The sequence below is a fragment of the Sinorhizobium sp. B11 genome, from assembly GCA_039725955.1.
Classification (GTDB): domain Bacteria; phylum Pseudomonadota; class Alphaproteobacteria; order Rhizobiales; family Rhizobiaceae; genus Rhizobium.
Genome location: CP091034.1, coordinates 4,073,286 through 4,084,125 on the forward strand (window position 1 = coordinate 4,073,286; position 10,840 = coordinate 4,084,125).

Annotated in this window: 9 protein-coding genes; 1 reads left to right on the forward strand and 8 read right to left on the reverse strand. The window is 59.7% G+C overall.

Translation table 11 applies throughout. The features are described 5' to 3' along the window. Positions 1–85 precede the first annotated feature (85 nt). From LVY75_30175 to LVY75_30205, 7 genes are all read right to left on the reverse strand, one after another. On the reverse strand, positions 86–1,567 hold the full coding sequence (locus LVY75_30175; protein ID XAZ23029.1) for a mannitol dehydrogenase family protein: 1,482 nt from the start codon (positions 1,565–1,567) through the stop codon (positions 86–88). Between the two features lie 106 nt (positions 1,568–1,673). Further along, a complete protein-coding gene (locus tag LVY75_30180; GenBank protein XAZ23030.1) occupies positions 1,674–2,672 on the reverse strand; it encodes an ABC transporter ATP-binding protein in 999 nt (332 codons plus the stop codon). An 18-nt stretch (positions 2,673–2,690) separates the two neighbouring features. Then, on the reverse strand, positions 2,691–3,521 hold the full coding sequence (locus tag LVY75_30185; GenBank protein XAZ23031.1) for a carbohydrate ABC transporter permease: 831 nt from the start codon (positions 3,519–3,521) through the stop codon (positions 2,691–2,693). A 1-nt stretch (position 3,522) separates the two neighbouring features. Continuing rightward, positions 3,523–4,395, reverse strand: a complete 873-nt coding sequence (locus tag LVY75_30190; protein XAZ23032.1) for a sugar ABC transporter permease — start codon at positions 4,393–4,395, stop codon at positions 3,523–3,525. A 134-nt stretch (positions 4,396–4,529) separates the two neighbouring features. After that, a complete protein-coding gene (locus tag LVY75_30195) occupies positions 4,530–5,840 on the reverse strand; it encodes a sugar ABC transporter substrate-binding protein (GenBank protein XAZ23033.1) in 1,311 nt (436 codons plus the stop codon). 145 nt (positions 5,841–5,985) lie between these two features. Continuing rightward, positions 5,986–6,939 carry a sugar-binding transcriptional regulator gene (locus tag LVY75_30200; GenBank protein XAZ23034.1) on the reverse strand — a complete coding sequence of 318 codons (954 nt, stop codon included), beginning with the start codon at positions 6,937–6,939 and terminating at the stop codon, positions 5,986–5,988. A 98-nt stretch (positions 6,940–7,037) separates the two neighbouring features. Next, positions 7,038–7,616, reverse strand: coding sequence for an exopolysaccharide biosynthesis protein (locus LVY75_30205; GenBank protein ID XAZ25860.1), 579 nt, complete (start codon positions 7,614–7,616; stop codon positions 7,038–7,040). A gap of 261 nt (positions 7,617–7,877) precedes the next feature. On the opposite strand from LVY75_30205, the gene LVY75_30210 reads away from it, so the two are divergent. Continuing rightward, on the forward strand, positions 7,878–8,789 hold the full coding sequence (locus LVY75_30210; GenBank protein ID XAZ23035.1) for an ROK family protein: 912 nt from the start codon (positions 7,878–7,880) through the stop codon (positions 8,787–8,789). Positions 8,790–8,841: 52 nt separating this feature from the next. Here the strand turns inward: LVY75_30210 and LVY75_30215 are convergent, their stop codons facing one another. Continuing rightward, complete coding sequence (locus LVY75_30215; GenBank protein ID XAZ23036.1) at positions 8,842–10,755, reverse strand: family 20 glycosylhydrolase; 1,914 nt, start codon at positions 10,753–10,755, stop codon at positions 8,842–8,844. Between the last annotated feature and the right edge of the window lie 85 nt (positions 10,756–10,840).

Here is a 10,840-nt window from a genome sequence, read left to right on the forward strand (position 1 = left end):
CCCAACCTGAGTTCAGTTCGGAAGAGACCGTCCTGCTTTGTACGCAAGGCCGGGATGGCGGCTGAAACGCCGCCATCAGGATTTCTTACACCGCGAGCTTGCCGTCGAGATAGAGCTGCAACGTTTCCTTCGTGCCCTTTTCCCACAGGGTTTTCAGCGCATGGGCGAAACGTTTGCGGAAAACATCGGATTTCGCCACTTCGCCGAAAATATCGTCGAAGACGAGGAAGGCGGCCGGATCGTCCTTTGCCTTGACGGCCGCCTCATGCAGGCGATCGGCGCTGGCATCGTTGAAGACGATCTCCTTGCCGCTGTCGCTCTTGCCGAAGAAGTAGCGGCACCAAAGCGCAGAGACGAGCGCAAGGCCGACGACATCCCGGCCCTGGCTGAGATTGTCGAGCGTCGACGGCAGGATGAATTTCGGCTGACGGTTGGAGCCGTCCTGCGCCAGACGCGGGATCGTGTCGGCAATCTTGGGATTGAGGAAGCGGCGCTCGATCAGCTTGAAATAATCGGCAAGCGACGTATCCGGCACCGGCGGCACGATGGGGATGATTTCCTCATTTTCGAGCTTGGCGAGGAAGGCACGTATCAGATCGTTTTCCATCGATTCATGCACGAAATGAATATCCATCAGCGCCGCCGGATAGGCGATCGCCGCGTGGCCGCCGTTGAGGATGCGGATTTTCATGTGCTCATAGGGCGTGACGTCAGGTACGAAAGTGACGCCGACCTTTTCGAGTGCCGGACGCCCCATCGGGAACTTGTCTTCCAGCACCCACTGCTTGAATTCTTCACAATAGACCGGCCAGTTGTCCTCGATATCGAAATTCTCCTTCAAGAAATCGATCTCGCGCTGGCTGGTGGCCGGCGTGATGCGGTCGACCATGCCGTTCGGGAAGGAGACATTTGCCTTGATCCAGTCCGCAAAAGCCGGATCGGAGAGCTTCGCCGTGCCAACAACCGCATTCGCGGTGACGATACCATTATGAGGAATGTTGTCGCAGGACATGACGGTGAAGGGTGCGATACCCTTTTCCTTGCGTGCCTTGAGACCCGCGACGATCAGTCCAAAGACGGTCTGCGGCGCAGACGGGTTCTGCCCGTCGGCGGCAATCGCCGGATGCGCTGGATTGAACTTGCCCGAGGCGTCGATGAAATAGCCGCCCTCGGTGATCGTCATCGAGACAATGCGAATGGAGGGATCGGCGAGCTTGGCGATGATGACGTCGGGTTCGCCGACGGGCAGGATATCAATCATCGGCGCGGTCACACGCGCCGCCGTCCTGTTATTGTCCTGCTCGACGACGGTCGTCAGGAAATCCTGCGCGGCAAGCTTGTCGCGCATGGCCGCGTCTGAGGGCAGAACGCCGGCGCCGATGATTGCCCAATCATGGTCGCTGCCGGCATTGAAGAGATCGTCGAGATAGATCGCTTGATGGGCGCGATGGAAATTGCCGACGCCGAAGTGCACGATGCCGGCTTTCAGCGACGCCCGATCGTAAGCCGGAATGGCCGCGGTCTTTGCCGCCTCGTTGAGCGTTGCCAGCGATAGTTTGCACGTCATGTTTCAGTCCTCTTGAAGGTCTTTCGAAAGAGCCCTAAGCCCTCCCGTTAGCACGGGCCGGACGAGATTGTCCGCTCCGCATGTCTGCCCCCAGCCGGCGGTCGCTTCAGATAGCAAGGCCGCTCTCATTGAATTTATGGATACGCGTCTTGTCCGGCGTCAGGTAGACCGTGTCGCCGGCCTTGGAAGCAAAATCGCCGTTGCTGCGCGCCGTCACCATCCCGATACCTTCGACATCGACATGCAGGAACGTGTCGGAGCCGAGATGTTCGGCCACCATCACCCTGCCCTTCCAGTCGCCGCTTTCGGTCGACAGCAGCACATGTTCGGGACGGATGCCGATCGTGTGCGCATTCATCTGCGCAGCATTCTGCCCCTTGATGAAATTCATCTTGGGCGAGCCGATGAAGCCCGCAACGAAGAGGTTTCGCGGGCTGCGGTATAACTCCAGCGGCGAACCGACCTGCTCGATATTACCCCTGTTCAGCACCACGATCTTGTCGGCCATGGTCATCGCTTCCACCTGATCATGGGTGACGTAGACCATGGTCGTCTTGAGTTGCTGGTGCAGCTCGCTGATTTCAATGCGCATGTTGACGCGCAGCGCAGCATCGAGGTTCGACAGTGGCTCGTCGAAGAGGAAGGCTGAAGGCTGGCGCACGATAGCGCGGCCGATGGCGACACGCTGACGCTGGCCGCCCGAAAGCTGGCGCGGCTTGCGATCCAGATAGTCGCCGAGATTCAACACGCGGGCGGCATCATCCACCTTGCGGTCGATCTCTGCCTTGTCCATGCCCGCCATCTTCAGCGGGAAGGCGATGTTATTGCGCACGCTCATATGCGGATAGAGCGCGTAGGATTGGAAGACCATCGCCAGACCCCGTTCGGACGGAGCCTTCTCGGTCGCGTCCTTGCCGTCGATGACGATCTTGCCGCCCGAGACATCCTCGAGGCCGGCTATCAGCCGCAACAGAGTGGACTTGCCGCAACCGGACGGGCCGACGAAGACGACGAACTCGCCATCCCGGATATCGAGATCGATCGAAGGGATGACCTTGGCTTCGCCGAAGACCTTCGAAACCTTTTGAAGGGTAATGCTGCCCATGTTTCTCTCCCTATGATCTTATTTCACCGCGCCGAAGGTCAGGCCGCGGACAAGTTGTTTCTGGCTGAACCAGCCGAGGATGAGGATCGGCGCGATCGCCATGGTCGAAGCCGCCGAAAGCTTGGCGTAGAACAGGCCTTCCGGGCTTGAATAGGAAGCGATGAACGCCGTCAGCGGTGCGGCCTTGGAGGCCGTCAGGTTCAGCGTCCAGAAGGCTTCGTTCCAGGCAAGGATGATGTTCAAGAGCAGCGTCGAGGCAATGCCGGGCACGGCCATCGGCGTCAGCACGTAGACGATTTCCTTGACGAGCGAGGCGCCGTCCATGCGGGCGGCTTCGAGGATTTCGCCGGGAATTTCCTTGAAATAGGTATAGAGCATCCAGACGATGATCGGCAGGTTGATGAGCGTCAGCACGATCACCAGGCCGGTGCGCGTATCGAGCAGGCCGGAATTGCGGAACAGCAGGTAGATCGGGATGAGCGCGCCGACCGGCGGCATCATCTTCGTCGACAGCATCCACATCAGCACGTCCTTCGTCCGCTTGGTCGGCGCAAAGGCCATGGCCCAGGCGGCAGGAATGGCGATGATGAGACCGATCAGCGTTGAGCCGAAGGAGATCACGACGGAATTCATGAAGTGGCTGAGATAGTTGGAACGGCTCTGCACTTCCGAATAATTCTCCGTGGTCCAGTGGAAGAACAGGAACTGCGGCGGCGAGGCGATGGCATCGGCCTCCGACTTGAAGCTCGTCAGGAATGTCCAGAGGATGGGGAAGAAGATCAGGATGCCGAGCGCCCAGGCGATCGCGGTCATGATGACCTTGCGTTGGGTGGTAACCTTTCTAGCCATCTCAAGCCTCCAGATTCTTGCCGACGAGGCGCACGAGGAAGATCGCAACGATATTGGCAAGCACGACCGCGACGATACCGCCCGCAGAAGCCCCGCCGATATCGAACTGCAGCAGCGCCTGCGCATAGACGAGATAGGTGAGGTTGGTGCTCTGCGTGCCGGGGCCGCCATTGGTGGTGACCAGAATTTCGGCGAAGACCGAAAGCAGGAAGATCGTCTGGATCAGGATCACCACCGTGATGGCGCGGGCCATATGCGGCAGGATGATGTAGATGAATTTCGAGATCGCCCCGGCGCCGTCCATTTCCGCGGCTTCTTTCTGCTCTTCATCGAGCGACTGCAGCGCGGTAAGCATGATGAGCGTGGCGAAGGGAAGCCACTGCCAGGCGACGATCAGGATGACCGAGAATAGCGGCACGGTGGCCAGCCAATCGATCGGCTGCAGGCCGACAGCCTTTGCCATATAGGCGAAGAGACCGTTGACCGGGTTCATGAACATGTTCTTCCAGACAAGGGCCGCCACCGTCGGCATGACGAAGAAGGGCGCAATGACCAGGATGCGTACGATGCCCTGGCCATAAATCGGCTGATCGAGCAGGAGTGCAAAGAGAATACCGCCGACCACGGTGATGACCAGTACGCCGGCAACCAGCACCAGCGTATTGATGAGCGCGGCGAAAAAGGCAGGGTCGGTGAGGAAGTATTGGTAGTTTAAGAGACCGACGAAACTCTCCATACCCGGGTTGAGCAGATTGTAGTTCAGCAGGGAGAAGTAAATCGTCATCGCGAGCGGGACGATCATCCACGCGAAGAGCAGCACCACGGACGGTGCAATCATAAAACGTGCTGCGGAGCGAGTGTGAAACGTTGCCATGGCAAACCACCGGTCTGATCTGAAGCGGAAACGGCTGAGAAACAGCTTTGAAAAAAGCGGCCGCCGATGCAGTTCGGGCAATCGGCGACCCAGAGGTGCGGAATGTCAGACATTCCGTACGTTCTCAGGAGGTTTTACTTGATGTAGCCCGCCTTGGTCATTTCGCGGGTGGTCAGCTGCTGCGCGCTCTGCAGAGCCTGGTCGACCGAGATCTGGCCGGCGAGAGCCGCGGAGAACTGCTGGCCGACGGCCGTGCCGATGCCCTGGAATTCCGGGATCGCCACGAACTGGACACCGACATAGGGAACCGGCTTGACAGTCGGCTTGGTCGGGTCAGCGGAGTTGATGCTATCGAGTGTCATCTTCGCGAAGGAAGCGGCCTTCTGGTAGTCGGCATTCGCATAGAGCGAGGTGCGGGTGCCGGGAGGTGCGTTCAGCCAGCCTTCCTTTTCGGCGACGAGGTTGGTGTAGTCCTTGCTCGTTGCCCAGGCGATGAACTTCTCTGCTGCTTCAGTCTTCTGCGAGCCTGCCGGGATGGCGAGGTTCCAGGCCCAGAGCCAGTTGCCGCGCTTGCCGAGGCCCTTGTCCGGAGCCAGCGCAAAGCCGACCTTGTCGGCAACCTGCGACTGCTTCGGATCGGCTACGAACGAAGCAGCAACCGTTGCGTCGATCCACATGCCGCACTTGCCGGTCTGGAAGAGCGCCAGATTTTCGTTGAAACCGTTGGAAGAAGCGCCGGGAGGGCCGGCTTCCTTCATAAGGTTGACGTAGAAGGTCAGCGTGTCCTTCCACTCGGGCTGATCGAACTGCGGCTTCCACTGTTCATCGAACCAGCGAGCGCCGAAAGAGTTCGACATAGCCGTCAGGAAGGCCATGTTTTCGCCCCAGCCGGCCTTGCCGCGCAGGCAGATGCCGTAGATTTCCTTGTCCTTGTTGGTCACCTTCTTCGCAGCATCTGCGATGAAGTCCCAGGTCGGCGCGTCGGGCATCTTCAGGCCGGCGGCGTCGAACAGGTCCTTGCGGTACATGACCATGGAGCTTTCGCCGTAGAACGGAGCTGCATAGAGCTTGCCGTCCTGGCTGATGCCGCTGCGGATGGCCGGCAGCAGATCGTCCACGTCATAATTGGCGCCGAGGTTGTCGAGCGGCAGGAGCCAGCCTTTCTTCGCCCAGATCGGAACTTCATAGGTGCCGATCGTGAGCACGTCGTACTGGCCGCCCTTGGTCGCGATGTCGGTCGTGACCTTCTGGCGCAGTACGTTTTCTTCGAGGGTTACCCATTCAAGGTCGATGCCGGGATTCTTCGCCTTGAAATCATCCGTCAGCTTCTGCATCCGGATCATGTCGCCGTTGTTCACGGTCGCGATCGTCAGCGTCTCGGCCGAAGCCATGCCGGCAAACGCCATTGCTGAGCAGGCGCCCAGCAGGAGAGTTCTCAATGTCATATCTTCCTCCCAGAAGATGAGTGTGAGCATTCGCTTTGCTCATGGGCAATTACTCATCAAAGGGAAAAATTTGTCAATTGGCAATCGTTGCTGCGATGCCGAACAATCGAGTTATGTTATTGAACCAAAAAGGAAATATTTTTGCTCAGCTAGTGAGCAAAAACTCAGCAGTCTCTTCGTCGGTAATCAAACCGTTCACCTGATGGCCAGTGATGGCAGCTCGGATCGCCTTGAACTTGCGTTTTCCCTTGGCGATCCCGATCACAGTCGAGGAATCGCGTGGCGGGATCGGAGCGGATGCGACGCGTTCATTGATCGGGTTGTCGAGCAGCTTTCCGTCGGCGTCGAAAATCCAGCCGCAGATCTCGCCTGCCGCGCCCCCACGCATCAGCTCCATCATCTCGTCTTTTTCCAGGAAACCATCGACGCAGAGCGGGCCATCGATGCCGAGTTCGCCGATACCGACGAAGGTTACATCCGCCTGCGCGCTGATTGCCAGCGTCGAGCGCACGAGCTGCTGGCCGTGAAGAAGCTCCCGCTCCTCCGCCGAGGTGACGAGAACCGGCAGCGGCATCGGAAAGTGCCGCGCCTTGACGGCGTCGGCCATGCTGAAGATGACGTTGTAGTAAGCGGCCGAACCGTCAGGGGCGATATTGCCCGTCAAGGACACGATCCGGTGGTTGGGACATTCGATCGCCGGCAGCTGGTCGACAGCCGCTTTCAGCGTCCGCCCCGTGCCGACGGCAAGTACGATCGGATCTGGACGTTTCAGCCAGCGCTCGATTTCGGAGGCAGCCGCCTCGGCAATTCCGACCGTCGTCGACGATGAACCCGGATCGCTGGGAACGATCTCGACATGCCTCAGACCGAATTTCTTGCGCAGCTGATTTCCAAGTTCGAGGCAGGCGGCGATCGGGTGGTCGAGCCGCACTTTGATCAGCCGTTCGGCCACGGCAAGCGAAACGAGCCGCTGCGCCGACTGGCGCGAAATACCCATGGCGGATGCAATTTCATCCTGTGTGCGACCGGCGACATAATAAAGCCAGCCGGCGCGCGCCGCATCGTCCAGCCGCCCTGATGTCTCCGATCTTTTTACCATCTATCGCCGCCAATTAATTTTTTTGAGTCTATCTGGCGCAGATCAAAACAAAAATCGGGCAAATGTCGAGGGCGTTGAAAAAGCAAGCAGTCGCTTCCTTATCCAAACCACCGCATGACGATGTAGATGGCCGCCTTGACGAGACCGTAGATCACCCCGCCGGCAACGACGAGCGAGATGGCTGTCACCGCAAAACCGAGAAGTGAAAACAGTCCGTCTCGACCGAGAATCGCAAAGGCAAAGAGCGAAATCGCAATCGCCGGCAGGATATTGCCAAGCGGCACCGGCAGCACGAGAACAATCGCCAGCACCAGACAGCAGAAGCCCGCCAGATATTCCGCCGGCGGCTCGACGAAAATGCTCAATCGTGGCTGCAGCATGCGCTCTGCCCAGGCGAGCCAGGGGTGAATGCGCCCGACGATCGTCTCGAAATCCTCCCGCCGCATGGAGCGCGCCGCAATCGCCTTCGGCAGCCACGGCTTCAGGCCGAAGGTAAGCTGGGCGGCAAGAAAGATCAGCGGTGCTCCGAGCAGCGACGAGGTGCCCGGCGGCGTCGGAAAAGCGTTCGGCAGCGCAAAAATCAGCATCAGCGCGCCGATCGCCCGGTCGCCCATCGTCTGGAACAGGTCGCCGATCGACACGCGTTCGCGGCTTCGATCCGCCGCCATCTGTCGCAGGATAGAGGACAGGCGCCGGCCTTTCGGACGCGGCCTGCGGGCGGTGGTTCTGCGAGTTTCGGTATTTTCGATTGTCATGAATCCGGCGTCGGAAGGGTGAATGGTGCAGAGCTTGCCCATGCAATATGCCAATAGCATGACCTTGTCGGACGAAATTGTCGCCTGATGGGGATCAGCCTTAATTCATTTATCGAATAATCCTTGTAATTCGCCGCCAGGAGTGCGAGCAGACGCCAAGCACAGACAATTTGCAGGCATCAGATGATTATTTCATTCGATATCGGAGGCTCCGCCATCAAGGGCGGGATTGCGCGTTCGGAATCCGACATCGTACCGCTTGGCCGCCGCCCGACCCCGAAGGATGATTTCCCGGCCTTCGTCGAGACACTGAGGAGCTTCATCGCCGAGGCTGGCGAGCGCCCCTCGCGTATTGCGCTCTCGATTGCCGGTGTTGTCGACCCGGATACGCAGCGCCTCATCGTCGCCAATATCCCCTGCATCCACGACCGCAACCTTGCCGCCGACCTGGAGCGCGAGCTCGGCCTGCCCGTACTGATCGCCAATGACGCCGATTGTTTCGCCATGGCGGAAGCCGAACTTGGCGCCGGTCGCGGCCACCGCATCGTCTTCGGCGCCATTCTCGGCACGGGCGTCGGGGGCGGCGTCGTCTCGGATGGTCGTCTCATCAATGCCTCAGGCGGCTTTGCCGGCGAATGGGGCCATGGCCCGATCATCGCATCACATGCCGGCACTCCGCCGGTCGCCATCCCCGCCTATGCCTGCGGCTGCGGCCAGAAAGGTTGTGTCGATACCGTCGGCGGTGCTCGGGGTCTGGAACGCCTGCATAAAACGCTGCACGACCGCGATTTCTCCAGCGAGGAAATCATCACCGACTGGCGTAACGGCGAGGAAAAGGCCAATCGCACGATCGACGTCTATGTTGATCTCGTCGCCTCGCCGCTGGCGCTCGCGATCAACATCACAGGCGCAACCATCGTGCCCGTGGGCGGCGGCCTCTCGAATGTCGAGCCGCTTCTGGCGGAACTGGATCATGCGGTGCGCGCCCGCATCTTGCGTAAATTCGACCGCCCGTTGATCGTGCGTAGCGAATGCCGTATCGAGCCGGGCCTGATCGGTGCTGCCCTTTTGGGCCTCAAGGCCGAAGCCGCATAGCGCAATTCCAATAAAATCCTGCCGCGACTTTGGATTGCGGCAGAACAGATTTCTAAAGCGTCGGCCACATCCGGACGATCGCGGCAAAGCGCAGCCAATCCTTTCGCAGAAAGGGCGTCCAGGCTGCTTCCGCGACGGCCGACAGCCGCGGAAAGACCAGCCGGTTGAAATAGCTCCGCGAGGCGAAATTCTCGCCCCAGATGCAGGCCTGGATACCGTGCATCCGCTCCCTGAGCTCCTCCGGCAATTCGCCTTCGGCTTCGTAGGCATAGGTCTTTTCCGGTGGCGTGAAGCCGGCCCAGCCCGCGCCGGGCTCTCCCCAGTCTTCGCCCTGCGCCATGTCGAGATAGTAGGCCTGCCCAGGCGTCATGACGATATCATAGCCCTCACCCGCAAGCTCGATACCGACCTCCGGCTTCTCCCAGGCCATCAGCAGCGTGCCGTCGCGATCGACACCGCCGCCATGTGAGACCTCGTTCCAGCCGACAAGTTTCTTGCCGCGCTCGGCAAGCATCGCCTTGATCCGCCGGAGGAAATAGGATTGCAGTTCGGCCGTATCTGCGAGCTTCTCACGCTCCATCAGCATTTTGCAGAGCGGCGAGGCAAGCCAGGAACCGTGCGGCACCTCATCCCCGCCGATATGGATATATTGGGACGGAAAGAGCTGGAGCATCTCGTCGAACACCTTGCCGAGGAACTCGTAGGTGAATTCGACCGCCGGATTGAGCGCATTGTTGGGATTGTTCGGCTCGGGGCGATAGCCGCCCGGCGCTTCCTGTCGCTCGACGAGTTGTGGCAGGGAGAGCAGTGCTGCGGTGCTGTGACCGGGTATATCGATCTCCGGCACGACGTCGACACGCAACATGCCCGCATGAGCAACGATTTCCCGGACATCATCCTGGCTGTAAAATCCCGAATGAGGCTCCGCGCCGTCGCCGAATTGCGGTAGAAGCACTTCGTCAGGTCCGTGCTTGGCACCGATCTTTGTAAGCTCAGGATAGGCCTTGATCTCCAGCCGCCAGGCTTCGTCGTCGGTCAGATGCCAGTGGAAAATATTGAGCTTGTTCCAGGCAAGGATATCGATCAGCCGTTTGACATCTGCAACCGGGTAGAAATGCCTGCTGACGTCGAGATGACAGCCGCGCCATTCGTAACGCGGCTGATCGGCGATGGTGCCGAAGACCGGAAACTGGAAGGTTTCCGGCTCGTGACGTGCTCCGTGCAGCAGTTGCGCAAGACTGATCAACCCATAAAGCAGGCCGCTCGCATCGTCGGTGCCAAGAATAATCTCCTTCCCCGTGAAACGCAGTTCGTAGGCCGCATCCATGATCGAGGATTCCCCTTTGAAGCGGATCTGCCGTCCCCCCTCAACCGGCTGAAGCGCGAAAGGCACGTCGTCGTCAGGAAAGAGCCGTTGGTAAAGCGCGAGCACTTTCGCCACGGCCCTGGTATTCTTGGCACTGGTGCCGGCTGCCGGATAGAGTGCGATGGGCGGCATATCGCCCGGCCGTAACGCCTGGTGCAAGGGCCAGGGCAGCAGCGAATATGGCTCGCTCACTTCACCCTTCGGCAGAAGCTCCGGCAACGCCCCCTGTTCCATGCCATCAAGCATCAGATCGCCAAAACTGACGGGTGCATGCCGGCCATCGCCAAGTGTGAGGTAGGCGGACTTGATGCCGGCCGTGACATGCTTCGGGCCATTCGTCAGCCCTTCCATTGTGAACCGCCAGCTGCCGCCCGGCTTGACGATGAGACCCTCGGGCGGAGAATATTCGTGAAAATTTGCAACGCGCCGCTTGAGCGTGGCGCCTTCAGCCACGTGCACGTCCGCCACGCGGGTGAGGGACGTACAGGCGAGCGTAAAACCGGAGAGCGGTTCGGCGGAAAGATTGAAGAGCGTGAAGGTAAAGCGTCCAAAGCTTCCTTCGACAGGACTCCAGCTCGCTTCCAAACGGTAATCGGCCACAGTCAGATCCTCCCTCCAATGAATATAGGGCGATCTTTACTCCCGTTCAGGCCATCGTCTTCTCGCGCGCCTTCGCGCTACTGCC

Coding starts and splice junctions, on each gene's coding strand:
- LVY75_30185 (XAZ23031.1), bottom strand. CDS start 3,521: ATGGCTAGAAAGGTTACCACCCAACGCAAGGTCATCATGACCGCGATC.
- LVY75_30200 (XAZ23034.1), bottom strand. CDS start 6,939: ATGGTAAAAAGATCGGAGACATCAGGGCGGCTGGACGATGCGGCGCGC.
- LVY75_30195 (XAZ23033.1), bottom strand. CDS start 5,840: ATGACATTGAGAACTCTCCTGCTGGGCGCCTGCTCAGCAATGGCGTTT.
- LVY75_30190 (XAZ23032.1), bottom strand. CDS start 4,395: ATGGCAACGTTTCACACTCGCTCCGCAGCACGTTTTATGATTGCACCG.
- LVY75_30210 (XAZ23035.1), top strand. CDS start 7,878: ATGATTATTTCATTCGATATCGGAGGCTCCGCCATCAAGGGCGGGATT.
- LVY75_30180 (XAZ23030.1), bottom strand. CDS start 2,672: ATGGGCAGCATTACCCTTCAAAAGGTTTCGAAGGTCTTCGGCGAAGCC.
- LVY75_30175 (XAZ23029.1), bottom strand. CDS start 1,567: ATGACGTGCAAACTATCGCTGGCAACGCTCAACGAGGCGGCAAAGACC.